Here is a 23,968-nt window from a genome sequence, read left to right as displayed (position 1 = left end):
CAATCCATCGATTCGACCAGGACATTGCCATGAGCCAAAACCGCAAGAAGGCCATCATCACGGGGATCACCGGGCAGGACGGCGCCTACCTGACCAAGCTGCTGCTCGACAAGGGCTACGAAGTCACGGGCACCTACCGCCGCACCAGCTCGGTGAACTTCTGGCGTATCGCCGAGCTCGGCGTCGACACGCACCCGAACCTGTCGCTCGTCGAGCACGACCTGACGGATGCCGGCTCCAGCCTGCGGCTGCTCGAGCGCACGCAGCCCGACGAGCTGTACAACCTGGCCGCGCAGAGCTTCGTCGGCGTGTCGTTCGACCAGCCGGCGACGACCGCCGAAGTCACGGGCATCGGCCCGCTGAACCTGCTCGAGGCGATCCGCGTGGTGAGCCCGAAGACGCGTTTCTACCAGGCATCGACATCCGAGATGTTCGGCAAGGTGCAGGCGATTCCGCAAACGGAAACGACCGCGTTCTACCCGCGCAGCCCGTACGGCGTCGCGAAGCTGTACGCGCACTGGATGACCGTGAACTACCGCGAGTCATACGGCCTGTTCGGCTGCAGCGGCATTCTGTTCAACCATGAATCGCCGCTGCGCGGCCGCGAGTTCGTCACGCGCAAGATCACCGACACCGTCGCGAAGATCAAGCTGGGCAAGGCGGGCAAGCTCGAGCTCGGCAACCTCGACGCCAAGCGCGACTGGGGCTTCGCGCTCGAATACGTCGAAGGGATGTGGGGGATGCTGCAGGTCGACGAGCCCGACACCTACGTGCTCGCGACCAACCGCACCGAGACCGTGCGCGACTTCGTGCAGATGGCGTTCGCGGCCGCCGGCTATCAGATCGAATGGACCGGCAAGGGCGAACAGGAGCGCGGCCTCGATGCGTCGAACGGCAACGTGCTCGTCGAAGTCAACCCGAAGTTCTACCGCCCTGCCGAAGTCGACCTGCTGATCGGCTGCGCGGACAAGGCAAAATCCAAGCTCGGCTGGGCGCCGAAAACGACGCTCGAGCAGCTTTGCCAGATGATGGTGGAAGCGGACCTGACGCGGAACAGCCACCATGACACGTACTGATGCCGGGCGCTCGTCGCGTCGCGCATTCGTCACGGGCTTGACGGGCTTCACCGGCCGCTACATGGCGCAACGCCTCGAGGCGGCCGGCTACGACGTGTGGGGCACCGTGGCGCCCGGCGCGGCGCGGCCGGACGATCCGGCACTCGCGAACTGCACGCTGGTGCCGGTCGACCTGCTCGACGCGCAGGCGATGCGCGCGGCGGCCGCCGACGCGCGGCCCGACGCGGTCGTGCATCTGGCCGCGCGTGCGCACGTCGCGCAAGACGAGCCGTCGCAGACTTACGCGGTCAACATCGTCGGCACGCGCAACCTGCTGGCCGCGCTCGCGGGCCTCGAGCGCCGCCCGTCGGCCGTGCTGCTCGCCAGCAGCGCGAACATCTACGGCAATTCGACGGCCGGCGTGCTCGACGAGACCGTCGCTCCCGCTCCCGCGAACGACTATGCGGTCAGCAAGCTGGCGATGGAATACGCGGCGAAGCTATGGGCCGACCGGTTGCCGATCGTGATCGCGCGGCCGTTCAACTACACCGGCGTCGGCCAGGACGATGCGTATCTGCTGCCGAAGCTCGTGTCGCACTATGCGCGCAATGCGCCGCGCATCTCGCTCGGCAATCTCGACGTGAGCCGCGATTTCTCCGACGTGCGCGACGTGACGGCCGCCTATCTGAAACTGCTCGAAGCCGCGCCGGCCGGCGAGACGTTCAACGTCTGCTCGGAACGCGCGTATTCGCTGAAGGAAGTGCTGGCGATGTTGTCGCGGATCGCCGGCTACGTGATCGACGTGACGATCGATCCGCGTTTCGTGCGGCACAACGAGGTGAAAAGCCTGAGCGGGTCGCGCGACAAGCTGCGGCGCGCGGTGGGCGAACTGCCCGTGACGCCGCTCGACGACACGCTGCGCTGGATGATGGAAGCGATGCGCGACGCGCAGCCGCCCGCGCAGGCGAGCTGATTCCGTCGACGCGCACGGCGCCGGCCAAATGAAAACGGGCCGCTCAATCGGATCGAGCGGCCCGTCGTCATGTCGGCCGTGCAATCGATGCCGCCGTGCTCAGCCCTCGAGGCCGCGCGCGAGATCGTTGCGCAGGTCGCCGGCGTTTTCCAGGCCGACCGCGAGGCGGATCAGCCCTTCGGTGATCCCCGCTGCCGCACGCGCTTCCGGCGTGATGCGGGCATGCGTCGTCGTCGCCGGATGCGTGATCGTCGTGCGCGTGTCGCCGAGGTTGCCGGTGATCGAGATCAGCTTCGTGCCGTCGATCACGCGCCACGCATTCGCGCGCTGCTGCTCCGGCGTGTCGCCCTTCAGTTCGAACGATACGATCGCACCGCCCGCCTTCTGCTGGCGCTTCGCGAGTTCGTGCTGCGGATGCGATTCGAGGCCCGGATAGTACACGCGCGCGACGGCCGGATGCGAATCGAGCCAGCGCGCGATTTCCAGCGCATTCGCCGACTGCTTCTCCACGCGCAGCGACAGCGTCTCCATTCCCTTCAACAGCACCCACGCGTTGAATGCCGACAGCGTCGGGCCCGCGCTGCGCACGAACGGGAACACCTTGCCCATGATGAATTCCTTCGAGCCGACCAGCGCGCCGCCGAGCACGCGGCCCTGCCCGTCGAGGAACTTCGTCGCCGAATGCATCACGACGTCGGCGCCGAGCTTCAGCGGCTGCTGCAGTACCGGGCTACAGAAACAGTTGTCGACGACGAACAGTGCGTTCGCGGCCTTCGCGATCTTGCCGATCGCCTCGATGTCGGCGAGTTCGGTCAGCGGGTTCGACGGCGTTTCGAGGAAGAACATCTTCGTTTCGGGCCGCACCGCTTCCTGCCATGCGTTCAGGTCGGTCGGATCGACGAAGGTCGTCGTGATGCCGAACTTGCTGAAGATCTGCGAGAACATCCCGAGCGTCGAGCCGAACAGGCTGCGCGAGCTGACGAGGTGATCGCCCGCCTGCAGCGCGGCCATCACGACCGACATGATCGCCGCCATGCCCGACGCCGTCGCGATGCAGGCCTCGCCGCCTTCGAGCGCGGCGAGACGATCCTGGAACATGGTGACGGTCGGGTTCGTGAAGCGCGAATAAGTGAAATAGTCTTCCGAATTCGCGAAGCGCTCGGCAGCCTCGGCCGCGCTCGTGAAGCAGAAGCTCGACGTGAGGAACAGCGCTTCCGAATGCTCGTTGAAGTTGCTGCGCTGCGTGCCCGCGCGCACGGCGAGCGTGTCGAAGTTGAGGGAGTCGTCCATGTTCCGTTTTCCGTATTCGAGGGTCGCGCCGCGGGTCATGCATCGGGCGCGAACCCAGCCACAAATCAGGCCAAAACAAAAAGCCCGCTATGCGTCGGCATCAGCGGGCTTCGGTGCGGTACGACAGCGATCGACTCGGGCCGGCTGCCGCCGGCCTTCGCTTTAGCTGTTTTGGGAAGTCGCCCCGCGTCCGCAAGCTGAATCAAATCGACGCAAGGCCACATCCTATCACGCTTCATCCGAAGCGTGCGCCGGTGTCACTCGACCGACAGCTGCAGGTTCATCTGCGAACGGGCGGCATCGCCAGCCGTGTCGCGATCGGCCTGCGACGCCGGTGCGAGACGCGCGCGCTCGATCGCATCGAGGTACTCGGGCGTCACGGCACCGGTGATGTAGTTGCCGTCGAAGCAGGACGCCTCGAAGCGCTCGAGCTTCGGGTTGATGTCGCGCACCGCGCGGCGCAGGTCGTCGACGTCCTGATAGATCAGGTAGTCGGCGCCGATGATCTTCGCGACTTCTTCGTCGCTGCGGCCATGCGCAACCAGCTCGCCGCGCGTCGGCATGTCGATGCCGTACACGTTCGGGAACTTCACGGGCGGCGCCGCCGACGCGAAGATCACCGACTTCGCGCCCGCATCGCGCGCCATCTGCACGATCTCGTGCGAGGTCGTGCCGCGCACGATCGAGTCGTCGACGATCAGCACGTGCTTGTCCTTGAACTCGATGCTCATCGCATTGAGTTTCTGGCGCACCGACTTCTTGCGCACGGCCTGGCCCGGCATGATGAAGGTGCGGCCGACGTAGCGGTTCTTGAAGAAGCCTTCGCGATACTCGACGCCGAGCTTCGCGGCGACCTGCATCGCGGCCGGACGCGACGAATCGGGAATCGGCATCACGACGTCGATCGGCACGTTCGGCAGCTCGCGCTTGATCTTCTCGGCGAGGTAGTCGCCCATGCGCAGGCGCACGTTGTAGACGGGCACGCCGTCGAGGCACGAATCCGGACGCGCGAGATACACGTACTCGAACATGCACGGATTCAGCGTCGGGTGCTCGGCGCACTGCTGGCTATGGAAGTTGCCGGCCTTGTCGATGAAGATCGCTTCGCCCGGCTGCACGTCGCGCACGAATTCGAAGCCGATGCCTTCGACCGCCACCGATTCCGACGCGACCATCCATTCGGTGCCGTTTTCGGTCTCGAGCTTGCCGATGCAGAGCGGGCGGATGCCGAACGGATCGCGGAACGCGAGCAGGCCGTAGCCGGCGATCAGCGACACGATCGCGTACGAGCCCTGCAGGCGCCGATGCACGCCCGCGACCGCCTTGAACACCGCGGCCGGATCGAGTTCGAGGCCCGTCGTCGACAGTTGCAGCTCGTGCGCGAACACGTTGAGCAGCACTTCGCTGTCGGAATTGGTGTTGATGTGCCGGCGATCGATCCGGAACATCTCGTCCTTCAGCTGTTCCCAGTTCGTCAGGTTGCCGTTGTGCGCGAGGATGATCCCGAACGGCGCGTTCACGTAGAACGGCTGCGCCTCGGCCTCGCTCGACGCCGAGCCGGCCGTCGGATAACGGACCTGGCCGATGCCGAAGGTGCCGGGCAGGCTGCGCATGTTGCGCGTGCGGAACACGTCGCGCACCATGCCGTTCGCCTTGTACATGTGGAAATTGCTGCCGTCCGCCGTCGCGATGCCCGCTGCGTCCTGACCGCGATGCTGCAGCAGCAGCAGGCTGTCATAGATCAGCTGATTGACCGGGGATTGGGAGATAACGCCTACGATGCCGCACATGGCATGTCCTTCAAGATGACAAAATCGGTTCCGTCCTGCCCGGTGCGCGCCGTCACACGCGCACGTACTGGGCCATGCCGTCGGGCAGGAGCTGCTTCAGCTCGTGCACGCCCTGCTCGGCGAAGGGACGCAATAGCGCATTGCGCCAGAAATCCTGTTTGGGCAATTCGGTCAGCCCGGCCGCCGCGACCAGCAGCACCACCAGCACGCAGCCGCGCACGAGCCCGAACATCATGCCCAGCGAGCGATCGACCCCGCCGAGGCCCGTCGCCTGCGCGATCCGCGACAACAGCGCATTCGCGACTCCGGCGACGAACACGACGCCGATCACGATCAGCGCGAACGCGAGCACCCACTGTGTCAGCGCGCCGCCCGGCCAGTTAGCCGGGATATACGGCACGACCAGTCCGACATAGCGGGCCGCGATCACGATCGCCGCGATCCAGCCGATCAGCCCGAAAATCTCCGAGACGAAACCGCGCCATGCGCCACGCAGCGCAGACAACGCGATTACCGCCAATACAGCGTAGTCGAAAGCCGTCAGCATCGCACGTTACTGCGTGAGTCCGGCTTCGCGCACCTTCGCGATCGCGGCGGACGCCGCCGCGCGATCCGCGAACGGGCCGGCACGCAGCAGTGTAGCCGTGCTGCCGTCAGCCTGCTTGCGATGCTCGACATATGCGGGCACCCCCGCCGATTTCAACTTGGTGGCCCATTGACGGGCCGTCGCGTCGTCCTTGAACGAACCGAGCTGCACCGCGAAGCGCGCACCGGCCGACGACGGCGTCGACGATGCGTCGCCGCTGTCGGCGGCGTCGGCGTTCGCGACCGCCGCGGGTGCCGGCTTCGGCGCAGCGGGCTTCGGCGCCGGTGCGGCCGTGGCCGGCTTCGCCGCGGGCTTCGGCGGCGCCACGCTCGCCGTGGTCGTCGAGGTCGAAGTCGTGGAATCGGGCTTCGCGGCCGGCTTGGCCGCATCCTTGGCGGCGGGCACGGCCGCCACGGCGACATCGGATGCCGGCGGCTCGTCGTGCGCGACGCCCGCCTGCACGTCGGACGCGTCGTCGTCGCGCGGCGCGACCGCCTGATGCGCGGGCCGGTTCGGGATGTCGATCGCGATGTCGTCCGTCACGGGCTTCGGATGCGAATCGAGCACCATCGGCAGCACGATCACCGCCGCGACGACGAGCGCGATCGCACCGACGAGACGCCGGCGGGCGCGTTGCTTTTCTGGAAGGGTCGGATCGAGGAGCAGTGCGTCCGATTCCGGACGCTCGGTGCGGCGCGTGCGCCGCTCGACGCGTTCAGTGCGCTCCGTGCGCACGTTCCGGGAGGTCCCGGTACGACCGCCGCGCCGCGGGGGCGCGTCGTCGTCTTTCTTGCCGAACGAGAAAATTCCCATGAATGGCTGAGTCCGAAACTGCCCGTCAGTCAGTGTTGCTGCGATTTCCGGTAGGCCATCACACCTGCCACCGTATGGAAACTGCCGAAAACCACGATTCTATCATTCTCGGATGCTCTTTTTAGTGCATCGCGAAACGCTTCGGCGGGCGATGCGAACCGCGTCACGCTCGAATCGGCCGAGTCTTCAACGCCGGCCTTGCGCAGCGCGGCTTCGAGCTGCTCGGCGCTCGCCGCGCGCGGCAGCGGCAGGTCCGTCACGCACCAGTGATCGATCTCGCCCTTCAGATGCCGCAACACGCCGTCGATGTCCTTGTCGTGCATCGCGCCGAACACCGCGTACGTGTACGGGAAGAAGCCCATGTTGCCGAGGTTCTGCTCGAGCACGGCCGCCGCATGCGGGTTGTGCGCGACGTCCAGCACGATCGCCGGCTTGCCGGGCAGCACCTGGAAGCGGCCCGGCAGCTCGACGTTGGCGAGCCCGAGCCGGATGTCCTGCGCGGACACCGGCAGCACCGGGCGCAGCGCCTCGAGCGCGGCGAGCGCGGCCGACGCATTGATCAGCTGATTCGCGCCGCGCAACGCCGGGTACGCGAGCGCCGGATAGCGCTTCTCGCGGCCGAGATAGCTCCATTGCTGGCGCTCCGCGCCCGGCTGCGCTTCGTAGCGGAAATCGCGCCCGACCAGCCACAGGTCGGCGCCGATCGCTTCCGCATGCTCGACCAGCGTGTTCGGCACCGCGGGGTCGCCGCAGATCGCCGGCTTGCCCGCGCGGAAGATCCCGGCCTTCTCGAACGCGATCTTCTCGCGCGTGTCGCCGAGGTATTCGGTGTGGTCGATGTCGATGCTGGTGACGATCGCGCAATCGGCATCGATGACGTTGACCGCATCGAGCCGGCCGCCGAGGCCGACTTCGAGGATCACCGCGTCGAGCCCGCGCGACGCGAACAGGTGCAGGATCGCGAGCGTCGTGAATTCGAAGTACGTGAGCGACACCGGCTCGGGCAGCGACATGCGCGCTGCCTCGACGGCTTCGAAGTGCGGCAGCAGCTCGGCGTCGCTCACCTGCTGGCCGTTCACGCGCGCACGCTCGCTGAATTCGAGCAGGTGCGGCGACGTGTGGCACCCGACCTTGTAGCCCGCGTGCACGAGGATCGCCTCGAGGAACGCGCAGGTCGAACCCTTGCCGTTCGTGCCGCCGACCGTGATCACCGGGCACTCGAATTCGAGTTGCAACGCCGCCTTGACCTGCCCGATGCGGGCAAGGCCCATGTCGATGCCGACCGGGTGCGCGCGTTCGAGATGCGAAAGCCACGCGTCGAGAGTAGGAAAAGTGCTCATCGGATCAAATCTGAATCGGTACCGCCACTACGCCAAAAAACGAAACGCGCCGCCCGGCGGTTGAGCCGGGCGACGCGCGCAGTTCACAACGCCGCGCCAATCAGGCCAGCGCGTCGGCCGGCTGTCGCTGCAGCAGCGCGAGCAGTTGCGCGATCTCGTCGCGCATCTTGCGACGATCGACGATCATGTCGATCGCGCCCGTCTTCAGCAGGAATTCCGCGCGCTGGAAGCCTTCCGGCAGCTTCTCGCGAACCGTCTGCTCGATCACGCGCGGGCCGGCAAAGCCGATCAGCGCCTTCGGCTCGGCGATCACGACGTCGCCGAGGAACGCGAAGCTCGCCGACACGCCGCCCATCGTCGGGTCGGTCAACACCGAGATGAACGGCAGCTTGGCCTCGGCCAGCTTGGTCAGCATCGCGGTGGTCTTGGCCATCTGCATCAGCGACAGCAGGCTTTCCTGCATCCGCGCGCCGCCCGACGCCGTGAAGCAGATGAACGGCACCTGCTGCTCCAGCGCGTTCTGCGCGCCGCGCACGAAGCGCTCGCCGACGACCGAGCCCATCGAGCCGCCCATGAACGAGAACTCGAAGCAGGCCGCGACGACAGGCAGAGTGTGGATCGCGCCGCCCATCACGACCATCGCGTCGGTCTCGCCCGTTTCGTCCATCGCTTCCTTCAGACGATCGGGGTACTTGCGGCTATCCTTGAACTTCAGCGAATCGACCGGCACGATTTCCTGGCCGATCTCGTAGCGGCCTTCCGGATCGAGCAACCCGTCGAGGCGCTCGCGCGCACCGATGCGCATGTGGTGGTCGCACTTCGGGCACACATGGAGGTTCGCGTCCACGTCGTTGCGGTACAGCACGGCCTCGCAGGACGGGCACTTGACCCACAGGCCCTCCGGAATGCCCTTGCGGCTTTTCGGGTCGGTCTGCTTGATCTTCGGCGGCAACAGTTTGTCGAGCCAGCTCATCGTATGGTTTCCTGTTCCGTGGCGGGGCGGGCCGACCGGCCCGTTCCCGCTTCCTGTGTTGTGTTTATCGCGCCGTCTGGCCGGCGCCGTCCAGGGCGGCGCGCAGCTCGGCGATGAAAGTCTTCAGCGCGGCGGCCGCACCGTCCGGCGCGGCGCTCTCGAGCAGCTGCACCAGGCGGCTGCCGATCACGACGGCGTCCGACACTTCGGCCACGGCGCGCGCCGTTTCGGCGTCGCGGATGCCGAAGCCGACGCCCACCGGAACCGGCACGCGCGACTTGATGGCCGGGATTTTACCCGCAATGCTCGAAACATCCAGATTTCCCGCACCGGTCACGCCCTTGAGCGACACGTAGTACACGTAGCCGCTCGCGATCTTGCCCACGTCGGCAATGCGTTCGTCGGTCGACGTCGGCGCGAGCAGGAAGATCGGATCGATCTGCGCGGCACGCATTTTCTCGGCGAACACACCGGCTTCCTCCGGCGGATAGTCGACGACGAGCACGCCGTCGACCCCGGCCGCCTGCGCTTCGGTCGCGAACGTGTCGACGCCCATCCGTTCGATCGGGTTCGCATAACCCATCAGCACGACGGGGGTTTTCTGGTCGGTCTCGCGAAAGCACTTCACGTCGGCGAGCACGCTCTTGAGCGTGACGCCGCGCGCGAGCGCGCGCTCCGACGAGCGCTGGATCACCGGGCCGTCGGCCATCGGGTCCGAGAACGGCACGCCGAGCTCGATGACGTCGGCGCCGCCTTCGGCGAGCGCGTGCATGAATTCGACGGTCTTCGCGGGGTCGGGGTCGCCGGCCGTGATGAACGGGATCAGGCCCTTGCGGCCTTGTTCGGCGAGTGCGGCGAAGGTCTGCTGAATACGGGAAGACATGGCAATTTTCCTGGATGCATTCGGCGATGCGGCGGCGCGATTCACGCGCACGCCGGCGCCGCGAGCGCGCTCACGCGCTCGTGCGCGATCGCACAATAGCTTTCGTTGATCTCGTAGCCGACGAAGTCGCGCCCCTGCCGTGCGCAGGCCACCGCGGTCGTGCCGCTGCCCATGAACGGATCGAGCACGCGGCCGCCCGGCGGGCAGCTTGCGAGCACCATCCGCTCGATGATTTCCAGCGGCTTCTGGGTCGGATGATCGACGCGCTCCGCGTGCTGCCGATGCAGGCGCGAGACCGACCAGACGTCCTTCGGGTTGTAGCCCATCTCCAGCCACTTGCTGCCTTCGAACAGCTTGCGCGAGCGGGCCTTCTTCGTGTCGGCGTCGTAGGGGATGCGGACCGGATCGAGATCGAAGTAATACGCCTTGGAAACCGCGAAAAAGCCGATGTTGTCGTGCACCGACGTGAAACGGCGCGTCGTGCCGCCCATGCTCGGCACGCGCCGGTCCCAGATGATCTCGTTGACCATCGTGAGCTTCGTCTTCAGGAAGCTGAAGATTTCCGGCGCGTACTGCCACGTGCAGAAGATGTACATCGACCCGCTCGGCTTGAGCTTCGGAATCGCGAGTTCGAGCCACTCGCGCGTCCACGCGAGAAAGTCGTCGCCCGAGCGTTTGTCCGAGTCGTTGCCGTAGTCCTTGCCGAGCCCGTACGGCGGATCGGCGACGATCAGGTCGATCGACGCATCCGGCAGGCGCGCGGCTTCGGACATGAAATCGCGGTTGTGCAGTTCGATCCCGGACGGCAGCGCGCACGGCACGGCGACGGCAGGCTGCACCGCCTCCGCTTCGCTCGCGGCGCCGCCGCCCGGTTGTTCGATCAGGTCACGCATCGGTCGGGGTCAGAGCGCGATGCCCGATCGCTCGGCGACCGTGTGCATGTCCTTGTCGCCGCGGCCCGACAGGTTGACGAGCAGGATCTTGTCCTTCGGCAACGTCGGCGCGAGCTTCACGCCATACGCGATCGCGTGGCTCGACTCGAGCGCCGGGATGATCCCCTCGATCCGGCAGCAGTCGTGGAACGCCTTCAGCGCCTCTTCGTCGGTGATCGGCACGTACTGCGCGCGGCCGCTGTCCTTCAGCCACGCGTGCTCGGGGCCGACGCCCGGATAGTCGAGGCCGGCCGACACCGAATGCGTCTCGATGATCTGGCCGTTTTCGTCCTGCAGCAGGTACGTGCGATTGCCGTGCAGCACGCCGGGGCTGCCGGCGATCAGCGACGCCGCGTGATGGCCGGTGTCGAGGCCGTCGCCGGCCGCTTCGACGCCGATCAGCTGCACCGAGGTGTCGTCGATGTACGGATAGAAGATGCCCATCGCGTTCGAGCCGCCGCCGACACACGCGATCACCGCGTCCGGCTGCCGGCCGGCGAGTTCCGGCATCTGCACCTTGCACTCGTCGCCGATCACGCGCTGGAAGTCGCGCACCATCGCCGGATACGGGTGCGGGCCCGCGACCGTGCCGATGATGTAGAACGTGCTTTCGATGTTCGTGACCCAGTCGCGCATCGCTTCGTTCAGCGCGTCCTTCAGCGTGCGCGAACCCGATTCGACCGGCACGACCGTCGCACCGAGCAACTTCATCCGGTAGACGTTCGCGGCCTGGCGGCGCACGTCCTCGGCGCCCATGTAGACGATGCACTCCATCCCGAAGCGCGCGCAGATCGTCGCCGTCGCGACGCCGTGCTGGCCGGCGCCCGTCTCGGCGATCACGCGCTTCTTGCCCATCCGCTTCGCGAGCAGCGCCTGGCCGATCACGTTGTTGATCTTGTGCGCGCCGGTATGGTTCAGGTCTTCGCGCTTCAGGTAGATCTGCGCGCCGCCGAGCATCTCGCTCCAGCGCTGCGCGTGATAGATCGGCGACGGACGGCCGACGAAATACTTCAGTTCGCGCTCGTATTCGGCGACGAAATCGGGGTCATTGCGGAATTTTTCATACGCCGCGCGCAGTTCGTCCAGCGCGTGAATCAGCGTTTCGGCGACGAACACGCCGCCATACGGGCCGAAGTGGCCGCGATCATCAGGAAGGTTGTACATGGTGTCACTCTCGATCGGTCGGCGCGCTCCGTTATCGGGGCCGCACCGGCTTGCATCACCCGGCGTCCGCTTCGCGCACCGCGCGTACGAACGCCGCCATCCGGGCGTGATCCTTCACGCCCTTCGCGCCCTCCACTTCGATGCCGCTCGAGACATCGACAGCAAACGGGCGCAACTGGCGGATCGCATCACCGACGTTTTGCGCGTTCAAGCCACCACTCAAAACGGCCCGATGCGCGAGCTCTGCGGGAATAAGTGACCAATCGAAGACCTTGCCGCTACCACCGTAGTCCGGCACCAGGGTGTCGAACAGGAGGCCGCGCGCTTTCGAATAATGAAGAGCCGATTCTACCAAATCGGCCGGCTGCGTCGAGGGGCCGACACGCACCGCGCGCAACCACGGCAGGCGTGCCGCGCGGCCGAGCGCATCGCACTGCTCGGGCGTCTCGTCGCCGTGGAACTGCAGCACGGTGAGCGGCACGTCGCGCACGACCGCGTCGATCTCGGCGTCGGTCGCGTTCACGAACAGCCCGACCACCGACATGAACGGCGGCGCGAGGCGCGCAAGCTCGGCCGCCTGCGCGATCGACACCGCGCGCGGGCTCTTCGGATAGAACACGAGGCCGATCGCGTCGGCGCCGAGCGCGGCGGCGTGCTGCACGTCCTCGGGGCGCGACAGGCCGCACAGCTTGATGCGCGTGCGCGGCGCGAGGCCGGCCGCGGCGGGAGTCGAAGAAGACACGGCGTGATCCGTCATGGTTGTGGGTCCAGGTCGGCCCAGACGCTGCTCCACGGCACACTGCCGAGCTGCGCGGGCGGGACGGCGAATTCCGCCGGGTAGCCGACATGGGCAAGGTACAGCCCGTCGGCCATGAACGTCGGCGCGGCGAGATTGCGGTCGCGCCCGGCCAGCACGTCGGCCAGCCAGTCCGCCGGATAGCGGCCGCGCCCGACCGCGACGAGGCAGCCCATCAGGTTGCGCACCATGTGGTGCAGGAACGCATTCGCGCGGAAGCGGAAATGAATGAAGTGCCCTGCACGCCGCACGTCGATCTGGTACAGGTGTTTGACCGGCGTCTTCGACTGGCATTCCGACGACCGGAACGACGAGAAATCGTGCTCGCCGATCAGGTGCGCGGCGGCGGCGCGCATCGCATCGTCGTCGAGCGGCGTGTGGATCCAGCCGGCACGGCCGGCCAGCATCGGCGAGCGCACGGGATGCACGTACAGCGCGTAGTAGTAGGTGCGTTCGAACGCAGAGAAACGCGCGTGGAACGTGTCCGGCATCGGCTTCGCCCACTGTACCGAGACGGTCGGCGGCAGGAATGCGTTGGTGCCGCGCACCCACGAGAAATCGGCGCGGTCGAGCTCCGTGTCGAAGTGAACGACCTGCCCGAGCCCGTGCACGCCCGTATCGGTGCGCCCCGCGACCGTCGTATGCAGCGGCACGCACGCGAATTCGCCAAGCGCGCGCTCGAGCGCGTCCTGCACGGTCTTCCCGTGCGGCTGCGCCTGCCAGCCGCAGAATGCGGCGCCGTCGTACTGAATCCCCAGCGCGATCCGCATCACGCCTCTTCCGCCAGTTTCGCAAGCAGCGCGCGCGCATCGTCGCGCGTCGCGGCGTCGTTTGCATCGACGACTTCCTGCAGTAGCGTGCGCGCGCCGGACAGGTCGCCCAGCTCGACATACTCCGATGCGAGGTCCAGCTTGTTGCGGGCGATGCGGGCCAGCTCTTCCGGCGTCAGCGCGGGCAGCTCGGCGCCCGGCGCGGACGGCAGGTCGAGATCGAAATCCAGCTTCAACGCGCCGAACTGCGCGCCGCCGAGCGGCGGCAGCGGCGACGGCGCGGACGTGCTGCCCGCGTGTGACGCCGGCATTGCCGCATCCGGATCCCAGCCGAACTCGTCTTCCTGGTCGGCCGAATGGCCGGGAGCCGAATCGCTCGCACCAACGGGCGGGGGCGATGTGGCTTGACCGTTAGTTGCGATTTGCTCGCTTTCGGCATGCGCGTCCCGAGCGGCCGGCTCTTCCGCCGTACGCGGCGGCAGCGGCATGTCGAGGCTGTTCAGCGCGCTGATCGCGTTCTGCATCAGCGCCGCGTGCTGGGCATCGTTCGCCGCCGGCGCGGCGGGTGCCTCGATCGGCTCACCGGGGGGCGTCTCGCCGACCGGCTTCGCGTCGTGCGGGGCCGACTCCGCGACGAGCGGCACTGCGGGCGCAGCCGGCGCTTCCTTGTAATCGTCCTGCGTCGTTGCCGCTTCCGGCGACGAAGGCACGTCGACATCGCGCGTCTCAGCCACCTCTGCGGCTACCGCGGCGGCCGAAACAAGCGTCACGTCGGCGGCCGCGTCGCGGGCGAGCGGCGTCTCGGGAAGAACGGGCGGCACAGGTTCGACGGGCGTCGACGATGAGCCGGCGTCACCGCTTGCCGCCCCGCCGGGTTGCGCGGCGGCCGTCTCGGCAGCGCGCGGTTTGCGGCGCTTGCGCCACGCGAATCCGGCCGCGAGAACGACCACGGCCGCGCCGGCCGCTGCGACCGGGCGCCAGTCGATTTGTTCGGAACCACGCGTGGGCGGCGCCGCCGTCACCGGCACGGCCGGCTGCGCGGGCGCCGATGCCGGTTGCACCGCACTGGCGGCCGCACTGGCCGCCGCGTCGCTCGCGACAGGCGACGATGCGGCAGCAGACGCGTTTTCGTTCGCGGCCGCGCGCGGGGCAGCCGGCGCAGGTGCGACGTTGCTCGTCGCGGCCGGCTTGCCGATTCCGTGTTTCTGCAGCTCCATCAGCACGCGGTTCTTCAGCGCGAGCAGTTGCTGCAGACTCGACGGCCGCGGCTGCGATGCGACCGCGACGGGTGCCGCCGCGGACGGTTCGTGCATGCCTTCGCCCTGACTACCCTGCGCGGGCGGGACGGCGGCTTCGCTCGCGGACGACGGTGTCGCCGGCTGAATCGCGCCGCTCCATACGTGTGGGCCGCTTGCACCGGCCGCAGGCGCGGGCGGCTGAGCCGGTTCCACCGTCGACGCGCCATGCGCGGCGGACGCACTGGTCGAAGCCGACGCGCCTGCCGCGACTGCCGCCGCGACGCTCGCGCCGCTGACCGGCGCGGTATGTGCTGCCGGTGCGGCCGGCGCCGTTTGCACGGCCGACACCGGATGCGGCGCGGACGCGCCATGCTGCGCAGTCGCGACCGTACCCGACGCGGCGGCCACCGCGGACGTTGCCGACGCACCTGATGCGCCTGATGCACCGGCCGCCGACAGCGCGGCGCCCGTCGCGTCGAGCGCGGGCACCGTCAGCGTCGCGCCGACTTTCAGGCGGCTCGGGTCGCGTTTCATGAACGCCTGCGGGTTGGCGTCGAACAGCGCGCGTCCGGCGCGCGCGAGCACGGCCGGATCGTGCGACTGCGTAGCCGCCTTCGCGAGATCGTTCAGCGACTGGCCCGGCTGGACCGTCACCGTGAGCGGCGCGGGGCCGCCTGCTGCGGAAGCCGGCAGTTCGACGGCGCCGGCCGCCCAGGCCGACGCGGCCGCGCCGAGTGCCAGGATCGCCAGCGCGCCACGCACGGCGCGCGACAGACGGGACTGACGCGGAAACAAGGAAATTCGGGACATCGTAGGCTCTATCGCCGCGCGCGGGCGCGGCTCGGATTCGCGTAGGGAAGCGTCAATAAAGTCGCCGCAGAAATGCAAAAGCGTCGCGCAGAACGCGACGCTTTCAGCGACTCTGCGCGTCGTAGCCTCGTAGTTTACTTCACGCGATCGGGTTCCGGCCGAATTCGTCGCCGGTGGATGTGGCGGTCCATGCCCGGGCATCGGCGCGATCGCTACTGGCCCCAACCACCGGCGCACCGATTGCACGCCGCCGCGCCGATCCTCACCATCAATCACCCACGGCCGCTGTATCAAAACGGAATCATCAAACGATGATGATTGTGGCGACCGCATCTCGTTCCGAACGAATGCATCTCCGTACAGCTCGCGTCGCACCTCCGTGGGGAGCGGTTCGGCGTTCTGCCCGCATGCCGCTGCGCCAACCCACGTAAAAACGCCTGCCGCCCCGCGAAGGGCTGGCAGGCGTTTCGCATCGCGCGCCGGCGACGCACGCGCGGCGCAATCCGATCCTTACTTGTCGAGCAGGATGCGCAGCATGCGGCGCAGCGGCTCGGCCGCGCCCCACAGCAGCTGGTCGCCGACCGTGAACGCCGACAGGTATTCGCCGCCCATCGCGAGCTTGCGCAGGCGACCGACCGGCACCGTCAGCGTGCCGGTGATCTTCGCCGGCGACAGGTCGCGCATCGACGCTTCGCGCTCGTTCGGCACGACCTTCACCCAGTCGTTGGCCGACGCGAGGATGCCGTTGATTTCGTCGAGCGGGACGTCCTTCTTCAGCTTGATCGTCAGCGCCTGCGAGTGGCAGCGCATCGCGCCGATCCGCACGCACAGCCCGTCGACCGGGATCGAACCCGGCTGGCCCATGGCCGGCTTGCCGAGGATCTTGTTGGTTTCCGCGCCGCCCTTCCATTCTTCCTTCGACATCCCGTTGCCGAGATCCTTGTCGATCCACGGAATCAGCGAGCCCGCGAGCGGCACGCCGAACTGGCTCGTCGGCATTGCATCGCTGTTCATCGTCGCGAGCACGCGGCGATCGATGTCGAGAATCGCGGATGCCGGATCGGCGAGCTGCTCCTGCACCGAGCCGTGCAGCGCGCCCATCTGCGACAGCAGCTCACGCATGTTCTGCGCGCCAGCGCCCGATGCGGCCTGATAGGTCATCGCCGTCATCCAGTCGACGAGGTTCTCGCGGAACAGGCCGCCGAGCGCCATCAGCATCAGGCTGACCGTGCAGTTGCCGCCGACGAAGTTCTTCGTGCCCTTGACGAGCGCGTCCTTGATCACGTCGAGGTTGACCGGATCGAGGATGATGACCGCATCGTCCTGCATCCGCAGCGACGAAGCCGCGTCGATCCAGTAGCCGTTCCAGCCGGCCGCGCGCAGCTTCGGGAACACGTCGTTCGTGTAATCGCCGCCCTGGCACGTGATGATCACGTCGCACTTCTTGAGCTCGTCGACGTTGGTCGCGTCCTTGAGCGTAGTCTCGTTTTTCGCGAACGACGGTGCTTTCCCGCCCGTATTGCTGGTGCTGAAAAACACCGGTTCGATCAGGTCGAAATCGCCTTCTTCCTGCATGCGCTGCATCAGCACGCTGCCGACCATGCCGCGCCAACCTACGAGACCTACGTTCATGACTAACCCTTTGAATGGAGCTTCCCCGCCATTTCCGCCCCCGGCGTGACCGCGCGGGGAAACAGGCGGGCACGACGGACGATCAGCGTTTAATGATCGTTTTCGTGGTAATGGTTTTCGTGATGACGATGGCGCGCGTACCCGCACGGGCAATGTTGCCGTGGAGTTTCAGGACCGGGGAGATCAGGGAAATCAGCGCCATCGTTCGAGTCTACACAAAGCCGGTGGGCCGCACAACGGCCAACCACGCGCGAACCGGCCGATTTCGCGGCCCGTTCGCGCCCTTTCTACAATTCACCGCATGATTGCTTGCCGCGCGCGTTACAGCGCGGCGACCACCGCGTCGCCCATCGCCGCCGTGCCGACCTGCGTGCAACCCGGCGTCGCGATGTCGCCCGTGCGATAGCCTTGTTCGAGCACCGTTTTCACCGCACGCTCGATGCGATCGGCCTGCTCCGCACGATTCAGCGAGTAGCGCAGCAGCATCGCGGCCGACAGGATCGTCGCCAGCGGGTTCGCGATGCCCTTGCCCGCGATGTCCGGGGCCGAACCGTGCGACGGCTCGTACAGACCCTTGTTGTTCTTGTCGAGCGACGCCGACGGCAACATGCCGATCGAGCCCGTCAGCATCGATGCTTCATCCGACAGGATGTCGCCGAACATGTTGCCGGTCACGATCACATCGAACTGCTTCGGCGCCTTCGCGAGCTGCATCGCCGCGTTGTCGACGTACATGTGCGACAGTTCGACATCCGCGTATTCCTTCGACACGTCGATCATGATGTCGCGCCAGAATTGCGACGTTTCGAGCACGTTCGACTTGTCGACCGACAGCAGCTTCTTCGCGCGCTTTCGCGCGGCCTGGAACGCGACGTGCGCGATGCGGCGCACTTCCGGCTCCGAATAGCGCATCGTGTCGAATCCCTCGCGCTCGCCGGCGAACGGGCCGTCGGGCGCCGCGCGCACGCCGCGCGGCTGGCCGAAGTAGATGTCGCCGTTCAGTTCGCGCACGATCAGGATGTCGAGGCCCGCGACGAGCTCCGGCTTCAGCGGCGATGCGTCGACGAGTTGCGGATAGCAGATCGCCGGGCGGAAGTTCGCGAACAGCTCGAGATGCTTGCGCAGCCCGAGGATCGCCTGCTCGGGGCGCAGCGCGCGCTCGAGCGAGTCGTACTTCCAGTCGCCGACCGAGCCGAACAGGATCGCGTCGGCTTGCTTCGCGAGCTTCAGCGTCGCGTCCGGCAGCGGATGACCGCTCGCCTCGTAGCCCGCGCCGCCGACCGGCGCCTGTTCGAGTTCGAACTTCTCGTCGAGGGCGTTCAGCACCTTGACCGCTTCGTTGACGATTTCCGGACCGATGCCGTCGCCGGGCAGCACTGCAATCTTCATGCGTTGTTCCTGACTGGATGAGTGTAGGTGGCAGGCCGGCGGGCGCACGTCATGCGCGCCCGCCCCGAGGCAATCTCAGCCGACCAGCTTGTTGTTGAGCCACGGCTGCTTCGCGAGCCGCTCGGCTTCGAACTGGCGGATCTTGTCCGCGTGGCGCAGCGTGAGGCCGATGTCGTCGAAACCGTTCAGCAGGCAGTACTTGCGGAACGCCGTGATGTCGAACGCATACTCGCGGCCGTCGGGCGTACGCACGACCTGCGCGTCGAGATCGATCGTCAGCTGATAGCCGTTGAACGCATACGTGTCGTTGAACAGGTGATCGACCTGCTGCTCGGTCAGCACGATCGGCAGCAGCCCGTTCTTGTAGCAGTTGTTGAAGAAGATGTCGGCGAAGCTCGGCGCGATGATCGCGCGGAAGCCGTACTGCTGCAGCGCCCACGGCGCGTGCTCGCGCGAGCTGCCGCAGCCGAAGTTCTTGCGTGCGAGCAGCACCGATGCGCCCTGGTAGCGCGGCTGGTTCAGCACGAAATCCGGGTTCAGCGGGCGCTTCGAGTTGTCCTGGCCCGGCTCGCCGTGGTCGAGGTAACGCCATTCGTCGAACGCGTTCGGGCCGAAGCCCGTGCGCTTGATCGACTTCAGGAACTGCTTCGGGATGATCGCGTCGGTGTCGACGTTCTCGCGATCGAGCGGCGCCACGACGCCGGTATGCACATTGAATTTTTCCATGATCCGTCTATCCGGTTGAAGGGCCGGCATTCAGCCGGCGCACATCGACAAATTCTCGGCGGATGTCACTCCGCGGCGCGCTGCAGCGCGTTGCCGGCGGCATTGACGTCCTGGCCGAAGCCTCGGACGGTATTGCAGCCCGCGAGGCCGAAGCCCAGCCCCGCGAGCGCCAGCGCGGCAACCAGCCGCGCGATGAGCTTCGATGCCGTCACGCGTTACCCCAGCTTGCGAATGTCGACGAAATGGCCTTCGATCGCCGCCGCCGCCGCCATCGCGGGGCTCACCAGGTGCGTGCGGCCGCCCGCGCCCTGCCGGCCTTCGAAGTTGCGGTTCGACGTCGACGCGCAGCGCTCGCCCGGCTCGAGCCGGTCGGCGTTCATCGCGAGGCACATCGAGCAGCCCGGCTCGCGCCATTCGAAGCCTGCATCGGTGAACACCTTGTCGAGGCCTTCGCGCTCGGCCTGCGCCTTCACGAGGCCCGAACCCGGCACGACCATCGCGAGACGCACGTTCGCCGCGATGCGGCGATTCAGCTTCTTCACGACATACGCGGCCGCGCGGATGTCCTCGATGCGCGCGTTCGTGCACGAGCCGATGAAGATCTTGTCGACCTTGATCGACTCGATCGGCGTGTTCGGCTCGAGCGCCATGTACGCCAGCGCGCGCTCCATCGCGTCGCGCTTGACCGGATCCTTCTCGCGCTCGGGATCGGGCACGCGGCCGTCGATCGACGTGACCATTTCCGGCGACGTGCCCCACGTGACCTGCGGGACGATCTCGGCCGCGTTCAGCTCGACGACGCGGTCGAACTGCGCGCCTTCGTCGGACTTGAATTCGCGCCAGTACTCGACGGCCTGATCCCATTCCGCGCCGGTCGGCACGAACGGACGGCCCTTCAGGTAATCGATCGTCGTGTCGTCGACGGCGACCATGCCCGCGCGCGCACCGGCTTCGATCGCCATGTTGCAGACGGTCATCCGGCCTTCCATCGTCAGCGCACGAATCGTCGAGCCGCCGAATTCGATCGCGTAGCCCGTGCCGCCGGCCGTGCCGATCTTGCCGATGATCGCGAGCACGATGTCCTTCGCAGTGCAGCCGCGCGGCAGCGCACCCTCGACCTTCACGAGCATGTTCTTGCTCTTTTTCTGCAGCAAGGTTTGCGTCGCGAGCACGTGCTCGACTTCCGACGTGCCGATGCCGTGCGCGAGCGCGCCGAACGCGCCGTGCGTCGACGTGTGCGAATCGCCGCAGACGATCGTCATGCCCGGCAGCGTCGCGCCCTGCTCCGGCCCGATGATGTGCACGATGCCCTGGCGCACGTCGTTCATCTTGAACTGCGTGATGCCGAACGCGTCGCAGTTCGCGTCGAGCGTGTCGACCTGCAGCTTCGAGACCGGATCGGCGATGCCGTGGCTGCGATCGGTGGTCGGGACGTTGTGGTCCGACACGGCCAGGTTCGCGCTGATGCGCCACACCGGGCGGTGCGCGACGTTCAGCCCTTCGAACGCCTGCGGGCTCGTGACTTCGTGCAGCAGCTGACGGTCGATATAGAGCAATGCCGTGCCGTCGTCCTCGGTGTGGACGACGTGGGTATTCCACAGTTTGTCGTAGAGAGTCTGTGCCATGGGTATGCGGGGTCGTTGTGACTACAAGCCTTGCGGATGCGGTCGATTATGCCACGCGGAACGCGCCACGGCGCAGGCCCGAAGCGAAAAAAACCCATTAAAAACAGTGGTTTGGCTGGTAGTGCCAATACCTGTATCGGCATTACCAGCCAAACGGCTGCATCGGCCATCTCGATGCCCGTCGCTCGCGGTGTTCGCGTCGACGCGCATTCCGGCATACGATGAAACGGCGCACGTCCGCACGCCCCCACGGTCCGCCCCGGAGCCCACGACGATGAAACTCGGCATCAACGAATCGCTCGCCCGCCTCGACGATGAAGGCACGCTGTTCACGACGCTGTTTCGCCACGGCACGCTCGACGTCGAACTGTACCGGCCGCGCGGCGAGGACCTGCAGACGCCGCATACGCGCGACGAGGTCTACGTGATCGCCGCCGGCACGTCCCGCTTCGTCGTCGACGGGCGCGAATGCAGCGTCGCGGCGGGCGACGTGGCGTTCGTTCCTGCCTTCGCGTCGCACCGCTTCGTCGGCTTTTCCGACGACTTTTCAACCTGGGTGTTCTTCTACGGCCCCGAAGGCGGCGAACGCGACGCGCGCGACGCATGACATGCGGCAAGCACCGCGCTTGCCGCGCGATCTCCTAGACTGTCTATTCGCAACGGGCGGCGCGGCCGCCCTTCCCGCCATCACGATGCGCGCATGGCCCGGCGCATCGACCGGACAGGAGCACCGCATGCGATACGAACTCTATTACTGGCCCGAGATTCAGGGCCGCGGCGAATATGTGCGACTCGCGCTCGAGGCGGCAGAGGCCGACTATGTCGACGTCGCGCGCGAATCGGGGCGCGGCATGGGCGTGTCGGCAATGATGCGGCTGATGGACAGCAAGAAAGCCGAATGCGTGCCGTTCGCGCCGCCGTTCCTGAAGGCCGGCGACGTGCTCGTCGGACAGACCGCGAACATCCTGCTGTTTCTCGGCGCGCGCCTCGGGCTCGCGCCCGACGACGAAGCCGGGCGGCTGTGGGTTCATCAGCTTCAGTTGACCGTCGCCGATTTCGTCACCGAGATCCACGACACGCATCACCCGATCGGCAGCGGCCTGTACTACGAGGATCAGAAAGCCGAAGCGGCCGAGCGCTCGGCCGATTTCCTCGCGCACCGCCTGCCGAAGTTCCTCGGCTACTTCGATCGCGTGCTCGAGCAGAATCCGCACAAGGGCGGCTACATCGCCGGCGGCGCGCTCAGTTATGCGGACCTGTCGATATTTCAGCTGATCGAAGGGTTGCGCTATGCGTTCCCGAAGGCGATGAAGCGCGCGGAGCGCAAGGTCGCGGGACTCGTCGGCCTGCACGACCGCGTTGCCCGGCATCCGCCCGTCGCGCGCTATCTGGAGTCGGCGCGCCGCATCCCGTTCAACGACATGGGAATCTTCCGGCACTACCCGGAACTGGACAAGTAGCGCAGGCCGCCGCGTCAATCGCCGTAGCGGTAGCGGCTGCGCAACCGCGCGCAGTTCGATGTTGTGTGCCGGACCCGGAATCGATCGGGAAGCGCGCGGCGCGCCGGGGGCCCTGCCCGTCACGCTACGCGAACGCGACGGTATCCCGGCCCGAGGCCGCACGCACGCCGTGCGCCGCCCGGCTACCGCTCGCGCGCGTGCCCCGTTTCGTCGGCCGGGTGCATCAGCCACGGCCCGATCTCCATCTCCTCGTATCGCACGAGCCGGCTCTTGCGCACGCGGCGATACCCCCACCAGATCGCGACGAACAGCGGGATCCAGACATAGATCGACAGCACTTCCATCCAGTCGATGCGCGCGGCGAAGAACGCCTGGTAATCCTGCCCGAGCGAGATCACGATGCAGATCGCGATCGCGAACAGCGGCCCGAACGGAAACCACTTCGCGCGATACGGCAATTGGTCGAGCCGGTAGCCCTGCTTCAGAAAGCCCTTGCGGAACCGGTAGTGGCAGACCGCGATGCCGAGCCACGCGATGAAGCCGGTGATGCCGACCGTATTGAGCAGCCACAGATAGACGCTCTGGTTGTTCGTCAGCGACGTGAGGAAGCACAACCCGCCGACCGCCATCGTCGCGTAAAGTGCGTTGCGCGGCACGCCGCTCGGCGAAAGCGTCGCGAACATCGCGGGCGCACGGCCTTCCGCCGCGAGGTTGTACAGCATCCGCGTGGCTGCATACGTGCCGGAGTTGCCGGCCGACAGCACGGCCGTCAGGATCACGAGGTTCATCGCGCCCGCGGCGAGCGGAAAGCCCGCATGGCTGAACACGAGCGTAAACGGGCTCACGCCGATGTCGGTCACGTCGCTCTTCAGCAGGTTCGGATCGGTGTACGGGACCAGCAGGCCGATCACGAAGATCGCGAGCACGTAGAACAGCATGATCCGCCAGAAGATCTGCTTCACCGCGCGCGGGATCGTCTTGCGCGGGTTTTCCGATTCGCCGGCCGTGATCCCGACCAGCTCGGTGCCGAGAAACGAGAAACCCGCGATCAGCGCGACGCTCATCATCGCGTGCACGCCGCCGACGAACGGCGCATCGCCGGTCCTGAAGTTGCGCAAGCCAACCGGATGCCCGTTGCCGAGCAGGCCGGCCGCGATCAGCAACCCCGCCGCGATGAACGCGATCACGGTGACGACCTTGATCAGCGAGAACCAGTATTCGGATTCGCCGAAGCCGCGCACCGAGAGCGTGTTCAGCAGGAAGATCAGCACCAGGAACCCCGCACCCCACCACACGCCCGGCACGGCCGGAAACCAATAGCGCATCACGATCTGCCCGGCGACGAGCTCGATCGCGATCGTCACCGCCCAGCTGTACCAGTAGGTCCAGCCGAGCGCGACGCCGAAGCCTTCGTCGACGTACTTCTCGCCGTAGATCGCGAACGAGCCCGACACCGGCATCAGCGCGGCCATCTCGCCGAGCCCCGTGACGACGAAGTAGACCATCAGGCCGATCGCGATATACGCGGCGATCGCGCCGCCCGGCCCCGCCTGCGCGACCGACGCACCCGACGCGACGAACAACCCCGTGCCGATCGAGCCGCCGATCGCGATCATCGCGATGTGGCGGCTCTGCAGCCGGCGTTTCAGCGCCGTCCCGGACGGCGCGGCCGTCTCCACTGCCGTTTGCAAAGCATCCATAGTGTTCACCCTGACTGGATTCG

General features: G+C 67.0%; 23 protein-coding genes. 4 read left to right on the top strand and 19 right to left on the bottom strand.

The annotated features are described in order from the left end of the window. Positions 1–29 precede the first annotated feature (29 nt). Together gmd and WS51_RS03270 are read left to right on the top strand one after the other, a co-directional pair. A complete protein-coding gene (gene gmd / locus WS51_RS03275; protein ID WP_059450817.1) occupies positions 30–1,076 on the top strand; it encodes a GDP-mannose 4,6-dehydratase in 1,047 nt (348 codons plus the stop codon). Further along, positions 1,063–2,028 carry an NAD-dependent epimerase/dehydratase family protein gene (locus WS51_RS03270; protein ID WP_059798726.1) on the top strand — a complete coding sequence of 322 codons (966 nt, stop codon included), beginning with the start codon at positions 1,063–1,065 and terminating at the stop codon, positions 2,026–2,028. The genes gmd and WS51_RS03270 overlap by 14 nt, the downstream gene beginning before the upstream one ends. Before the next feature lie 99 nt (positions 2,029–2,127). Here the strand turns inward: WS51_RS03270 and WS51_RS03265 are convergent, their stop codons facing one another. The 18 genes from WS51_RS03265 to leuC form a co-directional block, all read right to left on the bottom strand. After that, positions 2,128–3,318: an O-succinylhomoserine sulfhydrylase gene (locus WS51_RS03265; RefSeq protein ID WP_059846644.1), complete on the bottom strand. Its 1,191-nt coding sequence runs from the start codon at positions 3,316–3,318 to the stop codon at positions 2,128–2,130. Positions 3,319–3,575: 257 nt separating this feature from the next. Beyond that, a complete protein-coding gene (purF, locus tag WS51_RS03260) occupies positions 3,576–5,108 on the bottom strand; it encodes an amidophosphoribosyltransferase (protein ID WP_059450814.1) in 1,533 nt (510 codons plus the stop codon). A 52-nt stretch (positions 5,109–5,160) separates the two neighbouring features. Next, positions 5,161–5,655, bottom strand: a complete 495-nt coding sequence (locus WS51_RS03255; protein ID WP_059450813.1) for a CvpA family protein — start codon at positions 5,653–5,655, stop codon at positions 5,161–5,163. Between the two features lie 6 nt (positions 5,656–5,661). Next, positions 5,662–6,507, bottom strand: a complete 846-nt coding sequence (locus WS51_RS03250) for an SPOR domain-containing protein (protein WP_059942267.1) — start codon at positions 6,505–6,507, stop codon at positions 5,662–5,664. Between the two features lie 29 nt (positions 6,508–6,536). After that, positions 6,537–7,847: a bifunctional tetrahydrofolate synthase/dihydrofolate synthase gene (gene folC / locus WS51_RS03245; protein ID WP_069228582.1), complete on the bottom strand. Its 1,311-nt coding sequence runs from the start codon at positions 7,845–7,847 to the stop codon at positions 6,537–6,539. A gap of 100 nt (positions 7,848–7,947) precedes the next feature. Then, positions 7,948–8,820, bottom strand: a complete 873-nt coding sequence (accD, locus tag WS51_RS03240) for an acetyl-CoA carboxylase, carboxyltransferase subunit beta (protein ID WP_059450810.1) — start codon at positions 8,818–8,820, stop codon at positions 7,948–7,950. A 64-nt stretch (positions 8,821–8,884) separates the two neighbouring features. Next, entirely contained in the window at positions 8,885–9,703 is an 819-nt protein-coding gene (trpA, locus tag WS51_RS03235; protein WP_069228581.1) for a tryptophan synthase subunit alpha, read from the bottom strand. 41 nt (positions 9,704–9,744) lie between these two features. Then, positions 9,745–10,596, bottom strand: coding sequence for a DNA-methyltransferase (locus WS51_RS03230; RefSeq protein ID WP_059506327.1), 852 nt, complete (start codon positions 10,594–10,596; stop codon positions 9,745–9,747). A gap of 9 nt (positions 10,597–10,605) precedes the next feature. Further along, the gene (trpB, locus tag WS51_RS03225; RefSeq protein ID WP_059450807.1) at positions 10,606–11,799 is read right to left on the bottom strand and encodes a tryptophan synthase subunit beta; all 1,194 of its coding nucleotides are present in this window, start codon (positions 11,797–11,799) and stop codon (positions 10,606–10,608) included. A 55-nt stretch (positions 11,800–11,854) separates the two neighbouring features. Continuing rightward, entirely contained in the window at positions 11,855–12,556 is a 702-nt protein-coding gene (locus WS51_RS03220) for a phosphoribosylanthranilate isomerase (RefSeq protein ID WP_069228580.1), read from the bottom strand. Then, complete coding sequence (gene truA, locus WS51_RS03215) at positions 12,553–13,365, bottom strand: tRNA pseudouridine(38-40) synthase TruA (RefSeq protein WP_059450805.1); 813 nt, start codon at positions 13,363–13,365, stop codon at positions 12,553–12,555. Before truA ends, WS51_RS03220 begins: the two co-directional genes overlap by 4 nt. Further along, positions 13,365–15,413: a FimV/HubP family polar landmark protein gene (locus WS51_RS03210; protein ID WP_069228579.1), complete on the bottom strand. Its 2,049-nt coding sequence runs from the start codon at positions 15,411–15,413 to the stop codon at positions 13,365–13,367. The genes truA and WS51_RS03210 overlap by 1 nt, the downstream gene beginning before the upstream one ends. Positions 15,414–15,923: 510 nt before the next feature. After that, positions 15,924–17,045, bottom strand: a complete 1,122-nt coding sequence (gene asd, locus WS51_RS03205) for an aspartate-semialdehyde dehydrogenase (RefSeq protein ID WP_059506333.1) — start codon at positions 17,043–17,045, stop codon at positions 15,924–15,926. Between the two features lie 82 nt (positions 17,046–17,127). Then, positions 17,128–17,247 (bottom strand): hypothetical protein, encoded by a 120-nt coding sequence (locus tag WS51_RS32765; protein ID WP_006754086.1) that lies wholly within the window; start codon positions 17,245–17,247, stop codon positions 17,128–17,130. A 119-nt stretch (positions 17,248–17,366) separates the two neighbouring features. After that, entirely contained in the window at positions 17,367–18,434 is a 1,068-nt protein-coding gene (leuB, locus tag WS51_RS03195) for a 3-isopropylmalate dehydrogenase (RefSeq protein ID WP_059942263.1), read from the bottom strand. A gap of 75 nt (positions 18,435–18,509) precedes the next feature. Then, positions 18,510–19,160, bottom strand: coding sequence for a 3-isopropylmalate dehydratase small subunit (gene leuD / locus WS51_RS03190; protein WP_059506334.1), 651 nt, complete (start codon positions 19,158–19,160; stop codon positions 18,510–18,512). A gap of 65 nt (positions 19,161–19,225) precedes the next feature. Next, a complete protein-coding gene (locus tag WS51_RS03185; RefSeq protein WP_059450800.1) occupies positions 19,226–19,372 on the bottom strand; it encodes an entericidin A/B family lipoprotein in 147 nt (48 codons plus the stop codon). Between the two features lie 3 nt (positions 19,373–19,375). After that, the gene (gene leuC, locus WS51_RS03180) at positions 19,376–20,785 is read right to left on the bottom strand and encodes a 3-isopropylmalate dehydratase large subunit (protein ID WP_059450799.1); all 1,410 of its coding nucleotides are present in this window, start codon (positions 20,783–20,785) and stop codon (positions 19,376–19,378) included. A 274-nt stretch (positions 20,786–21,059) separates the two neighbouring features. Between leuC and WS51_RS03175 the strand changes: the two genes are divergently transcribed. Further along, positions 21,060–21,392 carry a cupin domain-containing protein gene (locus WS51_RS03175; RefSeq protein WP_059450798.1) on the top strand — a complete coding sequence of 111 codons (333 nt, stop codon included), beginning with the start codon at positions 21,060–21,062 and terminating at the stop codon, positions 21,390–21,392. A gap of 127 nt (positions 21,393–21,519) precedes the next feature. Beyond that, the gene (locus tag WS51_RS03170; protein ID WP_059543143.1) at positions 21,520–22,245 is read left to right on the top strand and encodes a glutathione S-transferase; all 726 of its coding nucleotides are present in this window, start codon (positions 21,520–21,522) and stop codon (positions 22,243–22,245) included. Positions 22,246–22,427: 182 nt separating this feature from the next. Here WS51_RS03170 and WS51_RS03165 read toward each other — a convergent pair whose 3' ends face one another. Continuing rightward, positions 22,428–23,945 carry an amino acid permease gene (locus WS51_RS03165; RefSeq protein WP_069228578.1) on the bottom strand — a complete coding sequence of 506 codons (1,518 nt, stop codon included), beginning with the start codon at positions 23,943–23,945 and terminating at the stop codon, positions 22,428–22,430. Positions 23,946–23,968 lie beyond the last annotated feature (23 nt).

The sequence above is a fragment of the Burkholderia territorii genome (genome assembly GCF_001718335.1).
GTDB classification, from domain to species: domain Bacteria; phylum Pseudomonadota; class Gammaproteobacteria; order Burkholderiales; family Burkholderiaceae; genus Burkholderia; species Burkholderia territorii.
The sequence above is the reverse complement of the archived record's forward strand: the minus strand, read 5'-3'. Positions and strand labels throughout refer to the sequence as shown.